22 protein-coding genes are annotated in these 24,786 nt (G+C 55.3%); 13 read left to right on the plus strand and 9 right to left on the minus strand.

Annotation, left to right across the window (positions count from 1 at the left end; translation table 11 throughout):
- The first annotated feature begins 9 nt into the window (after positions 1–9).
- From LG323_RS05780 to yjgA, 10 genes are all read left to right on the plus strand, one after another.
- The gene (locus LG323_RS05780) at positions 10–558 is read left to right on the plus strand and encodes a KdsC family phosphatase (protein WP_404419813.1); all 549 of its coding nucleotides are present in this window, start codon (positions 10–12) and stop codon (positions 556–558) included.
- 4 nt (positions 559–562) lie between these two features.
- A complete protein-coding gene (gene lptC, locus LG323_RS05785) occupies positions 563–1,195 on the plus strand; it encodes an LPS export ABC transporter periplasmic protein LptC (RefSeq protein WP_404419814.1) in 633 nt (210 codons plus the stop codon).
- Positions 1,192–1,716 (plus strand): lipopolysaccharide transport periplasmic protein LptA, encoded by a 525-nt coding sequence (lptA, locus tag LG323_RS05790; RefSeq protein ID WP_404419815.1) that lies wholly within the window; start codon positions 1,192–1,194, stop codon positions 1,714–1,716. Before lptC ends, lptA begins: the two co-directional genes overlap by 4 nt.
- Positions 1,717–1,718: 2 nt before the next feature.
- Positions 1,719–2,447, plus strand: a complete 729-nt coding sequence (gene lptB / locus LG323_RS05795; RefSeq protein WP_310695746.1) for an LPS export ABC transporter ATP-binding protein — start codon at positions 1,719–1,721, stop codon at positions 2,445–2,447.
- A gap of 99 nt (positions 2,448–2,546) precedes the next feature.
- Positions 2,547–4,040, plus strand: coding sequence for an RNA polymerase factor sigma-54 (locus LG323_RS05800; RefSeq protein ID WP_404419817.1), 1,494 nt, complete (start codon positions 2,547–2,549; stop codon positions 4,038–4,040).
- Between the two features lie 111 nt (positions 4,041–4,151).
- The gene (hpf, locus tag LG323_RS05805; RefSeq protein WP_310695744.1) at positions 4,152–4,457 is read left to right on the plus strand and encodes a ribosome hibernation promoting factor; all 306 of its coding nucleotides are present in this window, start codon (positions 4,152–4,154) and stop codon (positions 4,455–4,457) included.
- A gap of 24 nt (positions 4,458–4,481) precedes the next feature.
- On the plus strand, positions 4,482–4,940 hold the full coding sequence (ptsN, locus tag LG323_RS05810) for a PTS IIA-like nitrogen regulatory protein PtsN (RefSeq protein WP_404419819.1): 459 nt from the start codon (positions 4,482–4,484) through the stop codon (positions 4,938–4,940).
- 39 nt (positions 4,941–4,979) lie between these two features.
- The gene (gene rapZ / locus LG323_RS05815; protein ID WP_404419821.1) at positions 4,980–5,852 is read left to right on the plus strand and encodes an RNase adapter RapZ; all 873 of its coding nucleotides are present in this window, start codon (positions 4,980–4,982) and stop codon (positions 5,850–5,852) included.
- Positions 5,853–5,856: 4 nt separating this feature from the next.
- Positions 5,857–6,126: an HPr family phosphocarrier protein gene (locus tag LG323_RS05820; protein ID WP_310695741.1), complete on the plus strand. Its 270-nt coding sequence runs from the start codon at positions 5,857–5,859 to the stop codon at positions 6,124–6,126.
- Positions 6,113–6,628: a ribosome biogenesis factor YjgA gene (yjgA, locus tag LG323_RS05825; RefSeq protein WP_404419823.1), complete on the plus strand. Its 516-nt coding sequence runs from the start codon at positions 6,113–6,115 to the stop codon at positions 6,626–6,628. The genes LG323_RS05820 and yjgA overlap by 14 nt, the downstream gene beginning before the upstream one ends.
- Before the next feature lie 18 nt (positions 6,629–6,646).
- Here yjgA and LG323_RS05830 read toward each other — a convergent pair whose 3' ends face one another.
- From LG323_RS05830 to LG323_RS05850, 5 genes are all read right to left on the minus strand, one after another.
- Entirely contained in the window at positions 6,647–10,540 is a 3,894-nt protein-coding gene (locus LG323_RS05830; RefSeq protein ID WP_404419825.1) for a YhdP family protein, read from the minus strand.
- Positions 10,541–10,542: 2 nt separating this feature from the next.
- Positions 10,543–12,003: a ribonuclease G gene (gene rng / locus LG323_RS05835; protein ID WP_310695738.1), complete on the minus strand. Its 1,461-nt coding sequence runs from the start codon at positions 12,001–12,003 to the stop codon at positions 10,543–10,545.
- Positions 12,004–12,025: 22 nt separating this feature from the next.
- On the minus strand, positions 12,026–12,514 hold the full coding sequence (gene mreD, locus LG323_RS05840) for a rod shape-determining protein MreD (protein WP_404419827.1): 489 nt from the start codon (positions 12,512–12,514) through the stop codon (positions 12,026–12,028).
- Positions 12,514–13,332 (minus strand): rod shape-determining protein MreC, encoded by an 819-nt coding sequence (mreC, locus tag LG323_RS05845; RefSeq protein ID WP_404419829.1) that lies wholly within the window; start codon positions 13,330–13,332, stop codon positions 12,514–12,516. The genes mreD and mreC overlap by 1 nt, the downstream gene beginning before the upstream one ends.
- 141 nt (positions 13,333–13,473) lie before the next feature.
- Complete coding sequence (locus tag LG323_RS05850; protein ID WP_310695736.1) at positions 13,474–14,511, minus strand: rod shape-determining protein; 1,038 nt, start codon at positions 14,509–14,511, stop codon at positions 13,474–13,476.
- 173 nt (positions 14,512–14,684) lie between these two features.
- Between LG323_RS05850 and gatC the strand changes: the two genes are divergently transcribed.
- From gatC to gatB, 3 genes are all read left to right on the plus strand, one after another.
- Positions 14,685–14,972, plus strand: coding sequence for an Asp-tRNA(Asn)/Glu-tRNA(Gln) amidotransferase subunit GatC (gene gatC / locus LG323_RS05855; RefSeq protein WP_310695735.1), 288 nt, complete (start codon positions 14,685–14,687; stop codon positions 14,970–14,972).
- A gap of 32 nt (positions 14,973–15,004) precedes the next feature.
- Positions 15,005–16,456 carry an Asp-tRNA(Asn)/Glu-tRNA(Gln) amidotransferase subunit GatA gene (gene gatA / locus LG323_RS05860; protein WP_404419830.1) on the plus strand — a complete coding sequence of 484 codons (1,452 nt, stop codon included), beginning with the start codon at positions 15,005–15,007 and terminating at the stop codon, positions 16,454–16,456.
- Positions 16,457–16,832: 376 nt separating this feature from the next.
- The gene (gene gatB, locus LG323_RS05865) at positions 16,833–18,284 is read left to right on the plus strand and encodes an Asp-tRNA(Asn)/Glu-tRNA(Gln) amidotransferase subunit GatB (protein WP_404419831.1); all 1,452 of its coding nucleotides are present in this window, start codon (positions 16,833–16,835) and stop codon (positions 18,282–18,284) included.
- Between the two features lie 31 nt (positions 18,285–18,315).
- Here the strand turns inward: gatB and LG323_RS05870 are convergent, their stop codons facing one another.
- From LG323_RS05870 to LG323_RS05885, 4 genes are read right to left on the minus strand one after another with little or no spacing between them, the layout of a single operon-like run.
- Entirely contained in the window at positions 18,316–19,218 is a 903-nt protein-coding gene (locus LG323_RS05870; RefSeq protein ID WP_404419832.1) for a hypothetical protein, read from the minus strand.
- Complete coding sequence (locus LG323_RS05875; protein ID WP_404419834.1) at positions 19,215–20,459, minus strand: hypothetical protein; 1,245 nt, start codon at positions 20,457–20,459, stop codon at positions 19,215–19,217. Before LG323_RS05875 ends, LG323_RS05870 begins: the two co-directional genes overlap by 4 nt.
- The gene (locus LG323_RS05880) at positions 20,459–21,088 is read right to left on the minus strand and encodes a condensin complex protein MksE (RefSeq protein WP_404419835.1); all 630 of its coding nucleotides are present in this window, start codon (positions 21,086–21,088) and stop codon (positions 20,459–20,461) included. Before LG323_RS05880 ends, LG323_RS05875 begins: the two co-directional genes overlap by 1 nt.
- Entirely contained in the window at positions 21,085–24,765 is a 3,681-nt protein-coding gene (locus tag LG323_RS05885; RefSeq protein WP_404419837.1) for an ATP-binding protein, read from the minus strand. Before LG323_RS05885 ends, LG323_RS05880 begins: the two co-directional genes overlap by 4 nt.
- Between the last annotated feature and the right edge of the window lie 21 nt (positions 24,766–24,786).

Here is a 24,786-nt window from a genome sequence, read left to right on the forward strand (position 1 = left end):
CGAGAATTTATGGATCTGTCCAAAAACCTGCTCGACAAACTGCGCCCTCTGCGCCTTCTGGCACTGGATGTGGATGGCGTCCTGACCGATGGCAGCCTCTACTTCCATGCCGATGGCAGTGAAACCAAAAGCTTCAACACCCAGGACGGCCAGGGCATCAAGCTGCTCCAGGCCAGTGGTGTTGAGGTCGCCATCATTACCGGCAGAGATTCGAGTATTGTCAGTCAAAGAGCCGCAGCCCTGAAGATCAACTGGGTTATGCAGGGGCGTGAAGACAAGCTGGTGGCTCTGACCGAGCTGGCCGAGCAGCTGAATTTCGGTTGGGAGCAGATTGGCTACTGTGGTGACGACCTGCCCGACCTGGCCGCAATCCGCAAAGCAGGTTTTGGTGCGACGGTTGCCAATGCTCCTGAATACATCCGCCAGCAGGGTGATTACATTACTCAGCGCTCTGGTGGCCAGGGCGCAGTCCGCGAACTCACCGACCTGATCATGCAAGCCCAGGGCAACTGGCAGGAATGCCTGAATCACTATCTGTTCAACCAGAATGTACTCTAAAAGCATGCAGTGGCTTAAAGCAGCAATACAAGGCTTTATCCGGCAACCCGGCAACCGCAAGTTGTTCAGTCTGCTGGCACTGGTGCTTGTCGGGGGCTGGCTGGTCTGGCTTCAGGATCTGTCCCAACCAGCACCGCACACGGCCCTGCCCCAGAAGCATGGCGAGCCGGATTACTATCTGGAACAGGCCGAGCTGAAACGTTTCAACAGTGAAGGGCGGCATTTCCAGACCCTGGAAGGTGAAGTGATCACTCACTACCCGGAAAGTGATTTGACTCACCTTACCCAACCCCATGTACGCCACTGGACCCCAAGCCAACAGCTCTGGGTGATTCAGGCCCATGACGGGGAGATACGCGGTGAAGAGGAGATATTCCTGGAAAACGAGGTTCGCCTGACTCCCATCAATCCGAATTCCGACTATACCCCGGAATTTCTAACCCGGCGTTTATGGTTGGACATCCAGCAGGAAACGGCACAAACCTCGGACCCAGTCACCTTCCAAAGCCCGGCGGGCCTGACTCAGGGTAATGGCCTTTTTGCCACCCTGGATCAGGGTCAGGTCACTCTTTTGCAAGATGTGCAAAGCCACTATCTTACCCAGCTTCCCGACAGCGAAAACCAGGACACAGAATGACACCGATTGCACTGCTCCTTCGTAACGCCCTCCCTCTGCTGGCCCTGTTATTCCTGAGCAACAGCCTGCAGGCTTTGCCCGAAGACAGAGACAAGCCCGTACAGGTTTCAGCTCAACGCATGGAATGGCACAATGAGCGCCAGGTGGGTGTTTATCAGGGTGACGTTGAAGCCTCACAGGGTGAACTGCGTCTGGAAGCAACAACCCTGACCCTCTATCGTGCGCCCCAGGGCCAGCTCGACCGACTGTTGGCGGAAGGCTCCGAAGACTTGGCCTATATGCGTGATCGCCCTGACCTGGAACAACCCCAGGTGGAAGCCTGGGCCGAAAGCATCGACTACCACCCTGCCGAAGAAAAAGTCATTCTGACCGGACAAGCCCACCTTCGTCAGGGAGAAGACAACTTCCGCGGTCATCGCCTGACCTATCACCTGACCACCCAGGATCTGGTTGCCGAACAGGCCGAATCCGAAGACTCAAAAATTGAAGTCATCCTTACGCCCAAACGCAACGGGGACTGAGCATGAGCAAAACTCTGGTTGCCAGCCAACTGCAGAAAAGCTACAAGGGCCGCAAGGTCGTCAAGGACATCAGCCTGCAAGTCAGTCAGGGTGAAATCGTCGGTTTACTGGGCCCCAATGGCGCAGGCAAAACCACCTCGTTTTACATGATCGTCGGGCTGGTGAAAGCCGATGCCGGGCGCATCACCCTGGATCAGCAGGACATCACCCAACTACCCATGCACGGTCGAGCTCATGCCGGGCTCGGTTATCTGCCCCAGGAAGCCTCGGTGTTCCGCAAACTCAGTGTGGAAGACAACATTCAGGCCATTCTGGAGCTGCGCAAGGAACTCAGCAAGCAGCGCCGCCAGGAGTTACTGGAACAACTGCTGGACGAGTTTTCAATTACCGGTATCCGCAAGAACAAGGGCATGAGCCTTTCCGGTGGCGAGCGACGGCGGGTGGAAATTGCTCGCGCCCTGGCCAATGAACCGGATTTCATTCTTCTGGATGAACCCTTTGCCGGGGTTGATCCCATTTCCGTGGCGGAAATCATGGGCATTATTCGCCAACTGCAGGCCCGCAATATCGGCGTACTCATTACCGACCATAATGTCCGCGAAACTCTGGAGATCTGCGAAAGAGCCTACATAGTCAGCGAAGGTAGCATTATCGCTCAGGGGGATGCCGAAGCCATTCTGGGCAATCCGGATGTCAGAAGGGTTTACCTGGGCGAGCAATTTAAGATATAAAGTGTTAACAGGTAATGGCACAGTATTTGCTGATTGCATGAATGCTGAATTGCCATTTTTCCATATCAGTTGCGAACAGCGGTCATCAAGTGTATGTCAATGAAACCCAGCCTAGGGCTGAACCTCTCCCAGAACCTGGTCATCACGCCCCAGTTACAGCAGGCCATTTACCTGTTGCAGCTGTCCACTCTGGATTTGCAACAGGAAATACAACAGGCACTGGAATCCAATCCGCTACTTGAGCTGGAAGAAACGGATCAGGCCGTTCCAGCCGTTGAACCCGATCCTTTTGACACCTCAACCCGCGAAGCCAACAAGGCAGAAGCCCAGCAGGAAGCCACTGCCACGGAAATGAACCAGTGGGAAGAGCAACGCTTGCCGGAAGAGCTGGCCGTGGACACCGCCTGGGAGGATGTCTACAGCCATGATTACTCACCGCCCAGCGGTCATCAGGATAACTTCCAGGACAATTACGAAAGAGATACGGCCAGCACCAGTTTGATTGATCACCTGCTCTGGCAACTCAATCTCAGCCTGCATAATGAACGCGACCGTATCATCGGGGAAACCCTGATCGACAGCATCAACCCGGAAGGTTATCTGAGCGAAGACCCCCAGGTTATCTGTGACTCCCTGCAAAGCCAGGATGAGGAGTTCAGTGACCTCACCTGCGAAGAAGTCCTTGCTCTACTGAAACTGATCCAGCGCTTTGATCCCCCCGGCGTGGGTGCCAGGGATCTGCGCGAATGCCTGCTCCTGCAACTGGAACAACTGCCCGAGGACACCCCTTACCTGCCTCAGGCGCGACGCCTGGTTGACCAGTACCTGGAAATCCTGGCCGGGCGGGATTATCGCTTTCTGATGCGCCGCCTCAAGCTCAAGCATGAAGATGAACTGCATGAGATCATCACCCTGATTCAACAGCTCAACCCGCGTCCCGGCAGCAGTATAGAAAGTGAAACCTCCAGTTACGTCATACCCGACCTGCTGGTGACCCGAACCCAGCAAGGCTGGCGGGTTGAACTCAACCCGGAAACCCTGCCTAAACTCAGGGTACAGCCCCAGTATGCCGACCTGATACGGCGTGCCGATTCCAGCGACACCAACCAATACCTCAAGGATCATTTTCGTGAGGCCCAGTGGCTGATCAAAAGCCTGCAAAGCCGCAGTGAAACGCTCCTCAAGGTGGGCAGTAAAATTGTCGAAGTCCAGCAGGACTTTCTGGAGAAAGGCGAAGAGTTCATGAAGCCCATGGTTCTGGCGGATATTGCCACCGCCATTGAAATGCATGAATCTACCGTCTCCAGGGCCACAACACAAAAATACATTCACACCCCCCGCGGCCTCTTTGAGCTGAAGTATTTCTTCTCCAGCCACGTATCCACTGCAGAAGGCGGGGAGGCCTCTTCCACAGCCATCCGGGCCATGCTCAAAAAGCTGATCTCCAATGAGCCTCCCCAAAAACCTCTGTCCGACAGCAAGCTGGCCGACCTCCTGGCTGACTCTGGCATCCAGATTGCCAGACGCACCGTTGCCAAATATCGTGAGGCTTTGGGTATACCCCCTTCCAGTGAAAGAAAGCGACTGCGCTAAATGCTTATTTTGTCAAGGCATTTATATGCTTAACGCTTGCCGATCAGGGCTTTGCTTTATGATAAAAAGCGTTACAATGAAAGTGTACAATCAAGACAACAGGAGCCCACTATGCAGCTGAATATTACTGGCCACCACGTAGAACTGACCGATGCACTTCGTGACTATGTAGAAACCAAGTTTGCCAAGTTAGAGCGTCATTTCGATCAGATTACCAATGTTCAAGTGACCCTGACCGTTGACAAATTGCGCCAGATTGCTGAAGCAACCCTGAAGGTTGCCGGTGGTGAAATCCATGCCAGCGGAGAAACGGAAGACATGTATTCAGCCATAGACCAACTGATTGACAAGCTGGATCGTCAACTGATCAAGCACAAGGAAAAAAGCCAGGCACGCCAGCAGGGCTCCACCCACTAAAACCATCTTACTCATCCGGCCATCATGCAGATAAACGAAATCCTGACCCTTGAGCGCACCCTTTTCGGTGTGCCAGGGGGCAGCAAAAAACGGGTTCTGGAATACTTCAGCAAATTTATTGCCCAGCAGATCCCCGCACTGGACAGCGAAGAAGTGTTTTCCAGACTGATTGCCAGGGAAAAACTGGGCAGCACAGGTATTGGCGAGGGTGTCGCTCTCCCCCACTGCCGGATCAGCCACTGCAAGGAAGCCATAGGCACTTTTATTCGATTGCGGGATAAAATTGATTTTGATGCCATTGATGGCCAGCCGGTTGATCTTATCTTCCTGCTTCTGGTTCCGGAAGATGCCAATGAAGCCCACCTGCAAACTCTGGCCAATCTTGCCGAAACCTTTGCCCAGGACGACCTGCGCAAGGCTCTGCGCAAATCCGATCAGCCGGAAAAACTTCATGAACTGCTGACCCTTGGCGTAAGCAGTTAAACCTCAAGATTTTCCTGACCAGCGACCAAGGAGGAGCCCATGCAATTGGTGATTATCAGCGGACGCTCAGGGTCAGGCAAAAGTGCGGCTCTGCATGCTCTGGAGGACCTGGGCTACTATGCCATCGACAACCTGCCTGCCGGGCTGCTGATCCCCCTGGCTGAACAGGCCCGAATCCAGTCCAACCTCAGTCGTGTCGCGGTCAGCATCGATGCCCGCAACCTCTCGCGGGACCTGGATCATTTCCCCACCATCATGCAGGAATTGACGGCTGAAGGTGTCGAGGTCAATGTTGTCTACCTGAATGCCAGTGCCAAAACCCTGCTGGAGCGCTTTTCATCAACCCGGCGACGTCACCCTCTGACACGGGAGGGTAAACTGTCGCTCAGTGAAGCCATCGACCAGGAAGAGCAACTGCTGGACCCTCTGGCCAATGTCGCACAACTGACCCTGGACACCACCCGTTTGTCGGTTCACGAACTGCGCAGCACAATTGCCCGGGAAGTGGCCGAATCAGCCAACCAGCCAACCACCCTGTTGTTCCAGTCGTTTGGCTTTAAAAAAGGTGTGCCGCTGGATGCCGACCTGGTGTTTGATGTCCGCTGCCTGCCCAACCCCTTCTGGGACATCAAACTAAGGGGGCTCACCGGACTGGATAGCCAGGTCATCGACTTTTTCAAAGAATCCAGCCGCCCCCAGGAAATGTTTGACGATATCAGAAGCTTTGTTGAGCACTGGCTACCCCGCTTTGTGGAAAGCAACCGCAGCTATGTTGCTGTGTGCATTGGCTGCACAGGTGGCCAGCACCGCTCTGTTTATCTGGCAGAGAAACTCGGGCAGTATTTTCAGGACCTGCACCCGGATGTACAAACCCGTCATCGTGAACTCCATCTGAACACACAAACCGATTAACCCCATGCCAGAAAAGACCATCACACTGATCAACAAGAAGGGATTGCATGCCCGTGCAGCAACCCGTGTTGTTCAGGTCAGCCAGCAATACCAGGCAAAAACCGAGCTGATTCTGGGGGACAAGACCGCCAATACCCGTAATATCATGCAGCTGCTGATGCTGGCTGCACCCTGTGGTACCCAATTGCACCTTCGCGCTGAAGGTGAAGATGCCGAGGCTGCTCTGGCGGCCCTAGATGAATTGATTCAGGCCCGATTTGATGAAGAAGAATGAACCCCATGAAGAGCAGGAACAAAACCTGCCCCCCAGCAAAAGTGAAATCAAGCGGCAAATGCTGCAGCTTCAAGAACTGGGCAAACAACTGCTGGATCTGAACAAGAAACAGCTGCAAAGTGTTCCCCTGACCGAAGAACTGCAGGATGCTCTGGTGGAATACCAACGCATCAAATCCCATGAGGCCCGCCGACGGCAATTGCAGCGAATTGGAAAACTGATGCGCTCAGCCGATCATGAAGCCATTGCCCAGGCCGTGGCCCTGTTTGATGCCAGCTCCGAAGCCTATGCCCAGCACTTCCAGCAACTCGAGCACTGGCGGGAACGCCTGATTGAAGATGATGCCGCCTTGCCGGAATTCATTGCAAACTGGCCAGACTGTGAAGTTCAGAAACTGCGTCAGCTGATCCGCAATGCCCGCAAGGAAAGAAGCGAAGACAAACCCCCGGCCCAGGCCCGAAAACTGTTTCGTTATCTAAGAGAAGTCTGTGAGCAACAATAATATTGATTCCAGTTAACCCTAACGTAACTCTTTCAGTTTTACCTCAGGCTGACGAATTGACCCCCGCACTTCGTAAAGCGCCTCACGCCGGGTATCAAAAAACAGACCCAGAAACTTCTGGCCCAGCCAGATGGCAGCTCCAATCTGGGGGGCTCCCAAGGCAACTGCAGCCAAAGGGAGCGTCTGCCCCACCGGCAGGGTGACCTTGAGCTCTTGATCCAGGGTTTCTTCCAGCAAATCAATCTCTCCGGCGAGACTGACACGGGTTGCCGAACTTTGCATCAGGGCGGGTTGCAGACTGCGCAGATAACCTTCCTCAAGCTGATAGCTGGCTTCCAGGCGATCGAAACTCACGCCTTCAGTGGTGAGGTCGGAAAAATCCAGGCGCATACGGCGAACCAGATTATCCAGATTCATCAACCCAAAAAAACGACTGGCCCCCAGAGCAGTGCCTTCTGTTTCCGGGAAATAGCCCTTCTTAAACAACAGCTCTATCTCACCGTCAACCCGTGGCAACAAAAAGGCTGCTGGGGAACCCGGCCAGGTGAACTGCCCTTCCATGGCATGGCTCTCGCTCACCAGAGGTGATTTTGCAGCCGTGACGGCCCTGAGGGCCGGTGCCGGGTCCTTCCCCTGGATTTGCACTTCAAGGCGGCTGCTGGATTGGGGCTTCAGCCTCCAGAGCAGCTCACCGCTGACACGGCTCTGCCCCAGATCACCCTGAACCTCTGTCAAGGCCAACTGCTGGGCATCGGTTCTGACCACCCCCTGCCAACGACCCCAAGCCTTTTGTCCCTGCTCCAAACTGGCCACTGACCAGTCAAGATCCGGCCATTGACCCGGCTGACTACCCTCCAGGAAATCTTCGGGGCGAAGAGCCAGCATCTCCTGGCGTCGGCTTCCCGGAAAATAGGGTTCATCGCTCTCAGATTGTGTCGGTTTTTTTTTACCCGGCAGCTTGAGGCGATCCAGATCCAGTTGTACTCGGGAGTCAGGATTCTGCCAATGCAAGCGTCCAATCAAAGGGTCGGAAATCACCTGCAGCTGGATATCAGGTTGTTGATGCTGCAAATTCAGGTACAAAGGCCCCAGAGGGGTTTGCTGCCAGCTTGTTTCGGTAATACGGGCCGTTACCTGGCGCAACTCTGCTGGCAACAGCGGGTCTGGCAAGCCTTCAGCTTCTTCTATTCCTGCCACTCTCGTCGCATCCGCACCTTCAACATAATGCTTCTGCCACCAGCGCCAGAGCAGATCCAGATCCACCCTATCGAGCTGTGCATCCACACGGACACCCGGCTCTCCCGGCAGGCCTGAAGACTGGACGGCTTGGTCGGCCAGGTCAACACGAATCCCCTGATTCTCATCGCCCAGTTGACTGTTCACCTGCAGTTGATCGCCCACTTGCAGCACTAGAGGAATCTCCTCCTCAGCAAAGTCCAGGCGTAAATACAGAGGTTTTTGCTGAGGGGCTGATTTGCCAAAAGGTTCTGGCAGGTCGAGACTCACCCCTTCCAAGATGGAGTGGATTTCCAGAGCGCTCAGTGGGTCCAACACCCATTCACCCTGCACTGCTGCAGCCCCCTCGGCCCAGGGCCAGGAAGGCCACTCCAGCCAATTCAAAATATTGGTCAGATTGGGAGTCATTGCAAAAGTCAGGCGATTTTCCTGACCCTGAATCCGGGCCTCAAAAGGCTGCTCCCAGAGCCTGCCGGCCAAACGGCTGCCTTCCAGGCCCTGGTCCAGATTGAAATCCAGGTTTCCCTGCAGGGCATCGAGTTGCAGGTCAGCCTGACTGAGATAAAGACGCCCTTCATCCACATCCAGATGCAGATCAACCTGGAGATCATCGGAATGCTCATAAAATGGAATCTGCAACTCCAGGCTGCCTTCACTTCGTCCCTGGTACTGCCAACTGTGCAAAGCCTCGGGCACCCAACCCTGCAGGGGGCTTTGGGCAATTAATTTTGGGAATTCGGCCAGTTCACTGCTGATTTGCGCCTGAACCTTCAGTAATTGTTCCCGGCCCTGCCACCTTGTGAAAAAATCCGCCTGCTGCAAGCGGGCATCCAGCAGACGCCCCCGACTGACCTGCCCCTGGGTCAAACCCTGATCCACACGCACCCAGCCATCCAGGTGATTCAACAGCGGCCAGTCAGGATCAAAAGCCAGTCGGGCATCCTGGAAATCGCCCTGAAACTGAAAGTTGGGATTGGAGTTTGAGCGTAACGACCCGGCAAATATAAACCCACCCTGTTGCACCTGACCTTCCTGCAACGCTTCCTGCAACCAGGAATAGACTTCATCCGGCAACACACGCTCAGGCACCAATTGCCGGTGGGCCGTCAAGCGAGTGGGTTGCAAGCCCAGATTCAAATACAGGCGGTCATCTTGGGGGTGCAATTGCAAACTGAAATTCCCGCTCACCTGTGAAGCCTGCTGCGGGTTTTGCGGTTCGGGTAACGGCAGCTGGGCCAACAGCTTGCGTCCCTCAACCCAGACTGTTTCCTGATCCAGCCACCAGCTCACCTCACCCTGTCCACTGCTGAGCTGAAAAGGCTGTGTATAAAGGTCGGGGAAAAAAAGTTTCAGTGGCTGCGGCTTGAAAACCACCCGCCCGCCTTCTGCTGTTGCTTCAAGCCAGGCATTGAGATTATCCACACCCGGCGCGCCTGACCAGGCTCCCACCGTGACGTCTTGCAGCAGGCTGGTGATTTTCCAGGGCTGCTCGTCACCCCAGGTGAGATGGAGGTTTTGCAGATGCCCCTGAGGGTCAAGATCTTCAAGCAACCTCACCAGCCAGCCAGGTGGCTGGGGTAGCTCCAGCAAAGCCAATTTAGCTTCTACCAGGGGCAGGCTCTTTAATATTACTTGCCAGGTTTGGGGGTCATAATGAAGTTGTCCCTGCAAACTCTTCAGGCTTTGCCCTGACCAGCTTAAATCCGCTAATTGCCAGTCGGCCTGCCAGTTTTCACCCTGCCCCGAAAGGCTGAGTGCCAAATCTTGGAAAGCCAGGTTACCCGGTTGCAGTTCCAGGTTGCCTTCCTGGCTGCGCAATTCCACCTCAACCCGGCCTTCATCAAGGCTCAGCCAGGCCTGCAGGGAAACCCTGCCTTGCGGCAAACCCAGTTGTTCCTGCAAGGATGCAGGCCACAGGGAATGCAGGTCTTCCACTTCAAGGTGTTCCAGATTCAGCCAGGCATCCAGGCGCGATTCCTGAAGATCAAAGTCCTCACCCTCCAGAGTGATCAGCAGGCGTGATGAAGCCTGCTTGCCTTCCAGTCCCAGTTGAAAATCCAGTTGGCGACCCTGGCTCCAGCGACGATAATTCAAGTGGGGAGCCGTCAGCTGGAGACTTTCACCGGCCAGAGGCTTCAGGTTCAGGGTGATATCAGCAAAATCCAATTCGCCCTGCACCAGCAACAATTCCAGCCATTCGAGCAGTTGATCCAGTTGACTGGCATCCTGCTCCACTGACTCGGGTGTTCTACCTTCCCAACCGGCCAACTGCCAGCCCCTGGCTGTTTCCTCCAGCCAGATCTCCAGCCCTTGCAGCTGAACTTCCTGCATGCGAGGTGCCCAGGCCAACAGGCTGGCCCAGCTGTCCATTTCCGCTTCAAACTGCTGCAATTGCAAAAAATCCTGCCCCTGATGACCCAAGGTCAGCTCATCTACCACAAGGCGCGGATCAATACGGTAAAGACTGGCAGTCAGTTGTTGACTGTGAACAGAGAAAGGAAGCTGCTGATTCAGCCAGGCTTCCAGGTCAGGCCGGGTAGAATCCAGTTGCGGCAGGAGAAAACGAATCAGCAGAACCAGCAGGGCAACGAACACCAACAGCAGCAGCAAAGACCAGAGGGGCAACTGCAAAACAAACCAGCGCCAGGCTGATTTTTGGGTGGCTGGACTTGTCATAATTATTGTAAAACAATATCAAACTGCTCTTGAGAGTAGAGCGTTTCAACCTGAAAACGGATGGGTTTGGCAATAAAGGTTTCCAGGTCAGCCACGGCTGCCGATTCTTCATCCAGAAAACGATCCACCACAGCTTGACCGGCCATCACCAGATAGGACTCACCGCCGTAGGCTCGATCCATGCGCAGCAAATCCCGAAGAATTTCATAGCAGACGGATTCAGGGGTTTTCAGGGTTCCCCGTCCCTGACACAAATGACAGGGTTCACAAACAATTTGTTCCAGACTTTCACGGGTGCGCTTGCGCGTCATCTGCACCAGACCCAGTTCAGTGACACCGGAAAGCTTGGTTTTAGCATGGTCCCTTTCCAGGTTTTTTTCCAGCAGGCGCAACACTTGCCGCTGATGCTCAACATCATCCATGTCGATAAAATCAATAATGATAATCCCACCCAGATTGCGCAGCCTGAGCTGGCGAACAATGGCTGTGGCGGCTTCCAGGTTGGTCTTGAAAATGGTTTCTTCCAGATTCCTGTGTCCGACAAACCCCCCCGTATTGACATCAATGGTCGTCATGGCTTCGGTTTGATCAATCACCAGATAACCGCCGCTTTTCAGCTGCACCTTGCGCATCAGGGCTTTCTGGATTTCGTCTTCCACGCTGTAGAGATCAAAAATAGGACGCTCACCGGGATAATATTCCAGTTTGTCCTGCAACTGGGGGACGAACTCGGCAACAAATTCATTGAGTTTCTGGAAGTTTTCCCGGGAATCAATACGGATTTTTTCAATTTCCGGCCGCACAAAGTCACGCATGGAGCGCATGAATAAAGGCAGGTCTTCATAAATACAGCAGATTCCGGTTTCGCGTTTAATCCGCCTTTCCACCGCTTTCCAGACCCGATGCAGAAACTGGATATCCGCCAGGATTTCCTCGCCATTGCCCCCCTCGGCAGCGGTGCGCAGGATAAAGCCACCCGGCTCCTCGCCAGGCAATTCGGACATGCCCTGGCCAACCAGGCTTTTCAGTCGCTCCCTTTCCTCTTCCTGCTCAATGCGCTGGGAAACACCGACATGGGGAGTCTGTGGCATGTACACCAGATAACGGGAAGGAATTGAGAGGTGAGTGGTCAACCGTCCGCCCTTGCTGCCAATGGGGTCTTTGGTGACCTGGACAATCAGTTGCTGACCTTCATGCAGAAGCTGGCTGATGCTGGGCGTTTCACCTTCAGCGGAGGGCTTGGCCACTTCGGCAACATGGATAAAGGCAGCCCGTTCCAGGCCAATGTCCACAAAAGCGGCCTGCATGCCCGGCAGTACCCTGACCACCTTGCCCTTGTAAATGTTGCCAACAATGCCCCGGCGCCGGGTGCGCTCAATATAGACCTCCTGAAGCACACCATTCTCAACCAGGGCAACCCTCGTTTCCATGGGTGTCAGGTTGATGAGTATTTCTTCGCTCATTGATTTTCCTTAGCAACAGAGTTCAGGCCAGGGCAAAGCGACGTTTTACACCTTGGAGAAGAGTGAAGACCCAGGCCCAGAGTACACCGGAAACCAGGGCCGGCAAGAGTAGAAAGCCCAGCCCGGACATGGCTCCGAAGATTCCCTGAACCCACTGAAAGACCAGTTGACTGATTCCCACCAGCAAAAAAACCAGAGCCGACTGTTTGAGCATGGAATACATGCGAACACGCTGATAGAAACGATTGCACAAAAAGCCCAGCAGTGCCAGTACGATGGCGTTGTGGCCCAGCAGGGTGCCCTCGATCAGATCCAGCAACAGACCCCAGGCAAAGCCATGCACGATGCCCACCCGCTGGGGCAGGCTCAAGGCCCAGAAAATCAATACCAGACTGATCCACTCAGGCCGCCAGTAGAGCACAATATCCGGCATGGGAAGAGCCTGCAGATAAAGGGCCACCAGGAAGGTCAACTGGATCACCCAGAAACCCTGGGATTTTTTCTCGGCCATTAGTTGCCCTCCTCAAGCGTTACCGGTGCCTGCTGTTCCGGACTGGATTGCTGATAATCAAGCAAGAGCACGTAACGGCTGCGATTCAATTGGGCCAGGGATTGGGCCTCCACATCCATGAAAGGCTCCCCTCTTTGATGGGAAATACTGCTGACCCGGGCAACCGGATAGCCAAAAGGAAAACGTCCACCCAGCCCGGAAGTCATCAGCAGATCGCCCTCCCGCAGATCAGCCGTTTCCGGGACATGATCCAGACGCAGAAGGTTCACCTGCCCCGTGCCCTGAGCCACAAAGCGCAAACCATTGCGATTGACCTGTACAGGAATTGCGTGATTGGTATCGGAAATCAGCAACAAGCGGCTGGTGTAAGGGCTGACCGAAATCAGTTGCCCCATCACCCCGGATGCATCCACCACAGGCATACCGATAAAGGCACCATCCTGGCGACCCTGATTGATAATCACCTGATGGGAAAAGGGATCGTAATTGACCCCGATCAGCTCGCCGGTCAGATAGTCCACTTCGGTTCGCTCGGTGGCATTCAGGAGCTCCCGCAAGCGCACATTTTCTGCCACCACAGCCGACATCGTCTGGCTGCGCTCCGCCAGAACCAAAGCCTGGGACTTCAGTTCGCGATTTTCTTCCAGCAGCAGATTGCGATTGGCCAGACTATCCACGGCCCACCCCCAGGTACGACCCGGAGCATCGGCTGCCCATTGCAGAGGAGTAACCAGAAGTGCCATCCAGGAACGGGCATAGGCCACTTCGGAAAAGCGGTATTCAGCCGTCATCAGAGCAGCCCCCAAAAGCAGGGCCATCAACAAACGGTAGCCTAAAAAGGGGCCTTTGGCAAAAAGCTGCTTAATGGTAGAACCCTCATAAAATGAGCAACTTAAACGACAAGAAACGCCACCCTGAAAGCAGAGGGGCGTTTCCTGACTGGAGCACCGGAATCTTGACTATTCAATCGCCAGCAGATCAAAAGTCTGTTGGTCTATCAACTCCAGTGCCTTACCGCCACCCAAGGCCACACAGGTCAGAGGGTTTTCGGCAATAATAACCGGCAAACCGGTTTCTTCGGCAATCAGCTTGTCAATATCCCGGAGCAAAGCACCACCACCGGTCAGTACCAGGCCGCGCTCGGCAATGTCCGAAGCCAGTTCGGGAGGTGATTGCTCCAGAGCACTCTTGATGGCCTGGACGATAGCCGCCAGAGGCTCCTGCAAAGCTTCCAGAATTTCATTGGAATTCAGGGTGAAGCTGCGCGGAATACCTTCAGCGAGGTTGCGGCCACGCACATCAATTTCCTTGATGTCACTGCCTGGGTAGGCACAGCCGATTTCCTGCTTGATGCGCTCCGCCGTGGCATCGCCAATCAAGCTGCCATAATGACGACGCACATAGGCCACGATGGATTCATCAAAACGGTCACCGGCAATACGAACCGATTCCGAATAGACCACACCATTCAGGGAGATAATGGCAATCTCTGTGGTGCCACCACCGATATCCACCACCATGGAGCCCTGGGCTTCATCAACCGGCAAGCCTGCACCGATGGCAGCCGCCATGGGTTCTTCAATCAGGAAAACATCGCGGGCACCGGCGCCCAGAGCGGACTCCTTGATGGCCCGGCGTTCAACCTGGGTCGACATGCAGGGCACACAGACCAGAACCCGTGGACTGGGGGTGAAGAAATTGTTGTCGTGCACTTTGGAAATAAAGTGCTGCAGCATTTTTTCAGTGACATGGAAGTCGGCAATAACACCATCTTTCATCGGTCGGATGGCGGTAATATTGCCCGGCGTCCGGCCCAGCATACGCTTGGCTTCAAAACCCACTGCAGCCACACTGCGCTGGTTGCCGTGATGACGAACAGCCACAACGGAAGGTTCATTAAGAACCACACCCTGCCCGCGGACGTAAATCAATGTGTTTGCGGTTCCCAGATCGATTGACAAATCGCTGGAGAACATACCTCTGAGACGTTTAATCATGCTTTTGGTGACCTATCCTAATGAATCCCTCTTCTGGGCGGAAACTCTAGCAACCTGAGGGGGTCAGGGCAAGCAACTTTAACAGTTGCCCTACTAAATCTATGCTATTCTTTACGACTTTGATCTGCGATACAACGGTCATCGCTTGTTTAAACCAGCTCTAAGGTTACCACATGAAACTGGAAGCAGAAGAATTACATAAGGTCGCCCATCTGGCGCGCCTGACTTTAGAACCCCAGGCTATCGAAGACTACACCCAGGCACTCAGCAATATTCTCAATCTGGTCGACGAAATGCAGGCCATTAATACTGATAATGTTCAGCCCATGGCCCACCCCCTGGATGCCACCCAGCGCCTGCGTATTGATGAAGTGACCGAAAGCGTTGACCGGGAGCTTCTGCAGAAGCAGGCACCTGCCACTGAACAGGGACTCTACCTGGTTCCCCGTGTCGTCGAATAACCTGCAGAAACAGCCGATTTTTAGGAGACAGCATGATTGACCTGAGCCTGACCCAGATGGCCCAAGGCCTGGCCTCTGGTGATTTTTCCAGCACCGAGCTCACCCAGGCTTTTCTGGATCGTATCCAGCAACACAACAGCCAACTGAATGCCTTTATCAGCGTCACGCCTGAACAGGCCCTGAAGGAAGCGGCTGTAGCCGACGAAATCATCAGCCAGAAGCAGGCCAACCCCCTGACCGGCATCCCCCTGGCCCACAAGGATATCTTTTGCACCCTGGGGGTCAAAACCTCCTGTGGTTCCAAAATCCTGGATAATTTCACTGCACCCTATTCAGCCACCGTGGTCGATAAACTCGCCGCAGCCGGTATGGTTTCCCTGGGCAAAACCAATCTGGATGAGTTCGCCATGGGCTCCTCCAACGAAAGCTCTTTCTACGGAGCGGTTAAAAACCCCTGGGACACCCAGGCCGTTCCCGGCGGTTCCTCCGGTGGCTCCGCCGCCGCCCTGGCCGCCCGCCTGACACCGGCCGCCACCGGCACCGACACCGGCGGCTCGATTCGCCAACCGGCGGCCTTCTGCGGTATTACCGGCATCAAGCCCACTTATGGCCGTGTGTCCCGCTGGGGTATCATTGCCTATGCCTCCAGCCTGGATCAGGCAGGCCCCATGGCCCGCAGTGCCGAAGACTGCGCCCTGCTACTGAAAGCCATGGCCGGTTTTGATCCCCGCGACTCCACCAGCCTCCAGCGCTGTGTACCGGATTACCCCAGCCTGCTGAAAGAGCCTCTGCAAGGCCTGAAACTGGGTTTGCCCAAGGAATACTTTGGTGACGACCTCAACCCGGAAATGGCTGAACGCCTGCAGACCGCCATCCAGGAACTGGAAAAACTGGGTGCCCAGATTAAGGAAGTCAGTCTGCCGCTGACCCGCCTGGCGATTCCGGCCTACTATGTGATAGCCCCGGCTGAAGCCAGCTCCAACCTATCCCGCTTTGACGGCGTACGCTACGGTTATCGCTGTGAAGACCCCAAGGATCTGGAAGACCTCTACAAACGCTCACGCAGCGAAGGTTTTGGAGCCGAGGTCAAACGCCGCATCCTGATCGGCACCTACGCCCTCTCCGAAGGCTTCTATGATGCTTACTACCGCAAGGCTCAACAGCTGCGCCGCATGATCACTGAAGACTTCCAGAAAGCCTTTAACGAGGTGGATCTGCTGCTGGCACCCACCACACCCACACCGGCTTTTGACCTGGGCAGCAAGAACAATGATCCGGTGCAGATGTACCTGGAAGATATTTACACCCTGGGTGTCAACCTGGCGGGCCTGCCTGCCATGTCAGTGCCTGCGGGTCAGGTGGGCGGACGCCCCATCGGTATGCAACTGATCGGCAACCACTTTGATGAAGGGCGACTGCTGAACGTGGCCCACCAGTTCCAGCAGGTGACCGATCATCACCTCCAGGCACCCAGGTTGGACTAAGAAGCCATGATTAACTACTGCGCTTGCTAATACTGTGTTGAAATTGGCCTCAAAATGCTCATTTACTTCGTGTAAACTCCGCTTTTTCGTTCAATTTCGCCTTGTCTTACCTGCGCTCGTTACGTTAATTAGAAGCTTCCTAATAAAAGATGGGTGGTTAAGAACAAGTCACGGCAAGGAGTTGCTGCGTCCAGCGGAGCAGGGATTGCGCAGCGCGACGCTTGAGGGCAGCTTTTGCTTTCCCTGCTTTCGCTGCACTTATGCATCCATGCATGTCGCAGGAAAGCCGAATGCGTCGAGAGCAGCACTGCTTGCAAAAGTGACTCGTTCTGCTTCTGCAAAGTTTGCAAAATCAGTTAATTAAAAGGTTAGTACTATGCAATGGGAAGCCGTTATCGGGTTGGAGGTACATGCCCAGCTCGCCACAGAATCCAAGATTTTTTCCGGGGCCAGCACCCGCTTTGGGGCCGAACCCAACACCCAGGCCTGCGTCATTGATCTGGGCATGCCCGGTGTTCTTCCGGTTCTCAACGAGAAGGCCGTGGAAATGGCCGTGCTGTTCGGCCTTGCGGTCAACTCCGAGATTCCGCCCCGCTCTTCCTTTGAGCGCAAAAACTATTTTTACCCGGATCTGCCCAAGGGTTACCAGACCAGCCAGATGGCCGAGCCCATTGTCGGTCTGGGGCACCTGGATATTCCCCTGGAAGACGGTGGCATCAAAAAAATCCGTATCCACCATGCCCATCTGGAAGAGGATGCCGGTAAAAGCCTGCATGAAGACTTCCACGGCATGACCGGTGTGGACCTTAACCGTGCAGGCACACCCCTGTTGGAGATCGTTTCCGAGCCGGACATGAACTCAGCCAAGGAAGCTGTGGCTTACCTGAAAGGGATTCATGCCATCGTCACCTACCTGGGTATTTCCGATGGCAATATGGCCGAAGGCTCCATGCGCTGCGATGCCAATGTTTCCATCCGGCCCAAGGGTCAGGAAAAGCTGGGGACTCGCTGCGAGATCAAAAACGTCAACTCCTTCCGCTTTGTGGAAAAAGCCATCAACCACGAAATCGAGCGTCAGATCGAGCTGATCGAAGACGGTGGCCGTGTCATTCAGGAAACCCGCCTGTATGACCCGGATCAGGATGAAACCCGCTCCATGCGTACCAAGGAAGAAGCCAATGACTACCGCTACTTCCCCTGCCCGGATCTCTTGCCCATCGAGTTGGATGCCGCCTATATCCAGCATCTGAAGGAAGGCCTGCCGGAATTGCCGGAACAAAAGCGCCAGCGCTTTACCAGCAAGCTGGGCCTGTCCGAGTATGATGCCGGGGTTCTTGCCGCCAGCCGCCCGCTGGCCGAGTATTTTGACCGGGTCACGGAAATCTGCGGGGATGCCAAGCTGGCCGCCAACTGGGTGACCGGCGAAGTGTCTGCCCAGTTGAATCGTGAAAGCCTGGACATCACCCAGGCACCGGTTGCTCCTGAACAATTGGCCGGTCTGCTTAAGCGCCTGGGTGATGACACCATCAACGGCAAGGCCGCCAAGCAGGTGTTTGCCGCCCTCTGGGCCGGTGACGGTCAGACTGCGGATGAAATCATTGCTGCCAAGGGTTTAAAACAGGTCACGGACACAGGTGCCATTGAAGCCATCATTGATGAGGTGCTTGCCAGCAACCAGCCCCAGGTGGAGCAGTACAAAGCTGCCGAGCCGGATAAACGCGGCAAGATGATCGGCTTTTTTGTCGGCCAGGTGATGAAAGCCTCCAAGGGCACCGCCAATCCTCAGGCGGTGAACCAACTGCTCAAGGACAAGCTGGATCAGGCTTAAAGTGAAGGCACAGGGAGGTGCGCAAGCCGGGTTACTTCAAGGGCAGTAGTTCCAGCCGCGTCTCACGAAACCACTGCTGCTTGAGGCCACGCTGGTCATTGACCAGCAGGCGCAGGTAGTCAACCAAAGGATGGCTGGCGGGTAACTGCTGTAATTTCTGACGCAGGCTTTTCTGGTAAAGCAACTGCTGTTCCGGCTGATGCAGAGCTGCGGCCTTGTCTTTAAGAAAGCTCAGGGGTGGTAGCAGCAGGTGGGTGTAGCCTTCATTCAGGGCGATATTCACCCCCTTGGCATCAAAGTCCCCCAGATAGAGACAAGGCTTTCCGGTGTCGCGCCAGCAGTTTTTCAACTGCTTCAAACCGGAAGCATAAAGCTGATCGCCGCGATAAACCACCAAGGCCTGGTTGAGCTGCTCCGGCAATCCATAGTCCCCCTCGGCATAGCTGTAAAAGCTGTCCAGATTTTCCACCACCAGAAGTTGCTCAAAGCAGGTCAGATCCACTTCCCGCCAGTCCAGATCCAGCGTCAAGCGCTGCGGATTGTGCAGAAGCATCTTCAGAAGGGTATCCCCGGCAACGGCTGGAAGTTTGGCCAGAATACGCTGTTCACGGGGTTTCTCGCCCTGCTGCTTGTACTCATCCAGTCCACTGGCCGCCTGGTCTTCACGATTCAGGTGCTGGTACTCCTGGGCCAGAGGATGCTGCCCCAACTGCTTCAGAGTTTTTTCGATCTGTTTAAGGAAAAGGGCATCAAAGGTAAAGTGTTTGCTACCGCAGCGGCTGCCTTCATGCAGTTGAAATTCCCGGCACCAGGCCAGAATTTCCTGAAGAGTGGGGCTGCTCAGGGGTTTGTCCACCTGCGGGTGGGTTTTCAGTTTTTGCTGGATGCCTCTGAGCATTTTGCGGGCAGCACTGCTTAGCCTGGCCTGATTCATGCAGTCGCTCCTGTGGGGGCTACCTGAAGGTGGACATCATGAATCAGGTAGACCTGATTCCAGCGACTCGCCGGGCTTTCCTCCTGCCAGAGACGAAACTGGTTTTGCTCCCGGGCAGGCAGGCCCTGGTGCTCGGCAATCACCTGGTAAAGCCAGATTTCCGCGTCCCACGGCAACTGGTGGTTCTGCCAATACTCCAGAGCACTGATCACTTTCCCCGAATCTATCACCTGCAGATAAAACTCTTCCACAGCCTGCTTGAGCTTTTGCTGTCGGGCTGCCACCTGCTCATCCTCTGGCCAGGAGGCCGGGGCTGCCACCTGGGCCACAACCGAGGTTTCGGGGCGTCGGGGCAATTGCCTGACCCATTCCGCGAGCAGATCACTCTCACTGGAGCGATCCAGGGCCACGGCAGCAGCCGGATGCAGGGGAGCCGCCAGGTTGACCAGATCGGGCACCTGGCTGCGCTTGGCATAATTACCCGGCTGAAAACCCGGATGCTCGCGCAGAAAAGCCACCATGCCATTCACCAACAGACTGCGGGCCTGCTGCTGACGAAAGCGTGCCATCAGTTGCACCAGACGACTCTGGACTTCGCGCAGGCTGGTGTAGTGGCTGGACAGCTGATTTTGCAACTGACTGATCAGAAGTTTACGCAACGGGCCATTGCCATCCACCAGCTGGATCAGCTCATCAAAATCGATCAGCTCCATACCGTCCAGCAAACGGGTGATCTGCTTCTGAGCGCGTTCATTTTCGCGAATCTTGTCATTCAGGCTGGAGACAAAACCAAAATCACTGTTGAGGCGCTGCCAGAGACTGTCAATGGCATCGGCAAAACGGCTGTTGAGATCATCCACTTCCTGGGTCAGACGCAGCTGTTGTTGTTCGGCCAGCAGATAATCACCACGGGATTGGGCCTCACGATAGCCCTGCACCAGATTGCGAACCAGCTCCAGGGTTTCGGCGACATCGGCATTGACGTGGCGGCGTTTTTCATCCGCCAGCATTTCCGCAATCAGATCCCGAACCCTGTGGCTGAGCTTGAGCCCGGACTGGTCATCCGAGCGCCAGAGAATGCGCGCTGCCTGGAGTTTTTTCAGGGCGGTTTCACTGAAGGCACTGGGGTCGACCTCCTCCCCCACGTAGCCCTGCATCAAGGCCTGGGCATGCTTGCCCAGCAGGGCCAGGCGTTCGACCCCGGTCTTGACCAGGCTGCTGGCAAACTCCTCCTGGCTCATCAGATCAGCCTCTCCTGTTGCTGAGGTTCATCGTCGACAGGCAGGTTTTCTTCATCGCGGATAAAGCGGATCAGATCCACCAGATAATCCACCTTGCTGGTGACCAGATAATACTGGCGATCACTGTGGGGCTGCAGCAGATAGCCATGTTCTTTCAGGCGACGAAAAATCAGCTTGACCTGATTGTCCAGGGCATCACTCTGGGAGTTGAAAAAACGATCCGCAGCCAGGCGTTGCAGGCGATCCTTGAGACTGGCGTTGTCTTCGCATTTCAGGGTGAATTCGGCGGGTTTCAACACATCCCCGGCCGACATGACCGCATCCCGGCCCAGGGCTTCCTGAACCAGCTGCATCCACTCCAGCAGGGGTTGCAGGCTGTTCATGGTCAGTGCCAACTGACCGGACAGCTGCTCGCGGGCCTCCTTGCCCAGTTCCAGCCAGGCCAGAAACCAGACGCTGCCTTCCGGGTTGCTGGCCAGACGCCGGTTGAGAGGTTTCAGATAGTCATCAATTACTTCCCGTGTGGTTTCGTCCTGCAAATGCCGATAGGCATCTTCATCAGTGATCGGGCAGACAAACTCACCAGCCAGCAGCCGCTCCACCAGAGGGCCGTACTGCATGGGCATCATGGGGTCACCTCCTGCTGTCTTTCCTGCAGGCGTTCAGCCAGGCGGCTGAGTTGGGGTTCAATACGCTTCAACTGCCGCCGGTTGGGGTTATTTCGGTCGCGGTCGATCAGATAGCGATGCTGGAAGAGCAAAAGCACATCGGATTCCGGGTTGGGAAAAGCCCCGACGATATGGATGTCATTGCTTTCACAGGCTTTAAAAAGCTTCTCGACATTGTGGTAGGCCAGGGTGCCGATTTCATCAATCGGCCAGTGGATGGCAATTTTCGCCTGACCGCGCAGCAGGCGGGTAAAGGCCAGCAGGAATTTGCACAGGATCAGATAAGCCATGCCATGACTGGAGGATTCCAGCAGCTGGCGATCATTCTTGATGATCAGGTCTGTGCCGCCTTCATTCAGGTGCAGCTCCAGGCGCAGCAGACTTTCAAAGCTGTAGCTCTGGTCACTGCGCAGCAGTTCCACCACATCGGCCAGGGCATTCAGATAGTCATTGTCCGGTAGGGGATTGCCGGATTGCCGCCACTGTTCGTAAAGGGAAGCAAAACGCCGCAGGGGCTTCCAGAAACCCAGCTCATCGATGGTGGACTGGATTTTAACCTCGGATTTGCTGATGCCTTCCAGCACCAGATCATCGGCGACTTCCCGGCTCAGACGTCGGCTTTGTTCATTGATGCGCAGATTAAGGTCACGAAAAACCGTGAAAAACTTGCTCAGATCCCCGCCCAGATTACGCCCCTGTTCCAGCAGTTGCTGCTGTTGATCTTCCAGCAGTTTCAGCATGCCCGCCAGGATGGGCAGCAACTGACGCGGACTACTGCTGCCGGGGCGATCCCCTTCCAGCTTCTGACGCTCGGCATTCAGATAATCGACAAAATCACTGCTGGCATCCTTGATCAAATGGGTTTCAAAGTCTTCCAGTGAGCGCTTCAGTTGGCTGCTCAAGCGTTCGCTGTCGGCCAGGGCCGCATGGGTGCGTTCAATGCGTTCAGTCAGGTCAACGGCCTGGCTGTCACTCTGTGGCGGTTGATCCGGTGCGGGCAGGCTTTCCAGACGGCTGAGCAGAGGCTGTACCTGGTTCAGCAAACGCTGCTGATCTTCCAGGCTCTTTTTGAGTTGCTGCAACTGCTGCTTGTATTGGTTGCGGTCCGTCTGAAAGCGGGCTTTCAAGGATTGTAACTGCTGATCGGTCTGGCGTTCCCGGTGCTTGAGGTCGGTTTCTTTGAGCACCAGCTCCGGTTTGCGCTTTTCCCAGTCAAGGCGCATGAATTTCCGGTAATCCTCCAGCTCATCCTTGCGGCTGGCTGTGGTACGTATGGCCGAGGTCAAATTTTGCAAACGCTCTTCGGCTTCGCGCAGATGTCTGGGGTCCAGCTGCTTTTCCTGCAGTTCACGGTTGAAAGCCGCTTCCAGTTCCTCCAGTTGGCGTTTTTGTTCATTGCGTTTGTCCTGCAACTGGGCGTGCAGCTGTTGAATCTGGCGATCAAACCCGGCCAGCTGTTCCTGCCAGTCGGCCTTGAATTCCAGAGACTGGGCCTGGTATTCGTGTTTCAACTGGGCCAGTGTCTGTTCGCGCTGCTGTTGTTGGTGTTGCTTGTGCTCTTGCAGCTGTTCAACGGCCTGCTGACGCTCCTGACGCCGCTGCTTTTCCAGTTGGCGATGTTCTTCCAGAAGGCGGTTGCGGGCATCGGTGGCAAAATTGATTTCAGCCTGGGCCTGATCGACAGCCAGGCGTGCCTGATTATAGGCTTCCTGCTGGTGTTTGACCTGAAGGTTGGCTTCCGCCAGAAGCTTTTCGGCTTCTTCCGCTTCTGCATCCAGTTGTTGCTGGCGGTTTTCAGCGGCTTCTATGGCCAGCAGCAGGGCGGCTTCATCACGGGCGTAATCCGGCAGGTCAATGGCATTCAAGTCCAGATGCAAGTTGAAAATGCCTGCCGAGCCTTCCGGCAACTGCTGCGGAGCCAGATCACTGCGCTCCAGCAGATCCGACCGGAGCACCTTGCCCAGGGTTTGTTCCCATCCGGGTTGATGAAAGCGCAGAAAATGCCGCAGGCTGCCTTCTTCAGGGTCACGCTGGCGATACAGGGTCCGGCAGTGGCTTACGGCCTGACTGAGCTCCTGACGCAGACGCGTTAGCTGATCACTGGCTTGCTGGCGTTGGTTTTTTCTGGAATCCAGTTGCTGACGCAGGTTATCCAGGGTGAGGGTTCGATCCTGGCGAGTCGACTGGGCCTGTTCCAGGCGCGCCTGAGCCAGTTCCTGGGCCTGTTTTTCGGCATCCGTCAGCAGACTGCCATGCAGACCCGCCTTGAGTTCGGCCAGTTGTTCGGTGAGCTTTTCCAGTTGCTGCTGGAATCCTTCCTGCTGTTCCTGCAGTTGGGTTTCATAAGCCTGTTGTTGACGGGCTTTTTCCTCTTCCTGACGTTCGCGCTGCTCTTCTTTTTCAATCTGGAGCTGGTCGATGCGCCGGTAGCTTTCCTGGGATTGGCGTTCCAGCTCCTGGGACAGCTCCAGTTTGCGGGCTTCCAGCTTCTGTTGGGAATCCCCCAGTTCATCACGCATCAGTTGCAGGTGTTTCTGCAATTCTTCCTGATCCTGGCGCCATTCCGGCAGGCGTTGCAGGTCGGCTTCCAGGCCCGGCATATCCCGCTCCAGGTAGTCATCATAGCGGGCATGCAAATCATCCAGTTCTCCCTGGACACGGCTCAATTCACTGCGTTGTTCACTGAGCTGGTCATTCAGCTCATTGCGCTGCTCTTCATAAGCCTGTTGTTGCTGGTTGAGTTCACGGCTCAATTGATTGAGCTGGGCGTCATCATCGGCCAGACGCTGTTGCAGCTGGGCAGCATCCTTTTCCAGCAGGGGCTGCAGCTGCCAGAGTTCGGCTTCGGTTGCCGCCAGTTGCCGGGACAGGGTTTGCAGCTGGGCAAATTCCTGCTGCAGTTTGTCCAGACGCATGGACTGGCGCATCTGCTGAATCCATTCCTTGGCCTTGGTGTTGCGTACGCCGGTCACCGGCAGTTCCACACCGTCTTCTTCAAAAATGGCCGCCAGCATGGTTTTCAGGGTATCCATCTTGCCTTCCTTGGCATGCACGGCAGAAACCAGCTTTTCCATGTGACGAATGCGATGAGTCTGTTTCACCAGGCTGTACTGGGCGGCCAACTGACGCAAACGCAAGCCATCGCGGCTGTTGCCCCTTAACAGGCTGAAATCATTTTGTATGACACTGCGAAATTCGGAGGTGGCGGACAACTTGGGGGAAACCGGAATCTGCAACTGCCGCAGGTGGCTGGCCCAGTCCGAATAGGAAAGACCGGCCACTCCGTCTTCACTGGCCACCAGATAGTGGTCGGGCTGGTAGGCGGCTTTGACAAAACGATACTCGACCCCGCCGTCCGATTTGCGCGTCAACACCGCCTGGCAGGTATCCCCGTCTTCACGGCGGTATTCATAAATCAGGTAGGAATTGCTGTTGGGCAGATAAAAATCATCGAATTTCTTGCGGGTTTTGGGCACCACCTTGTTGGGCAGCTCACCATAAAAAACCGGCACCAGCCGTTGCAGGGTGGTTTTGCCCGAGGCATTGGTGCCACAGATATTGGTGTGACCATCCAGAGCCAGCTCAACCACACCGTCCAGGTGGCCATGAATCAGAATAATACGCAACAGGTGGGGCATGATGGGTTGCCTGTAATCCGC

Source organism: Marinospirillum sp., from assembly GCF_044810985.1.
GTDB lineage: Bacteria > Pseudomonadota > Gammaproteobacteria > Pseudomonadales > Halomonadaceae > Marinospirillum.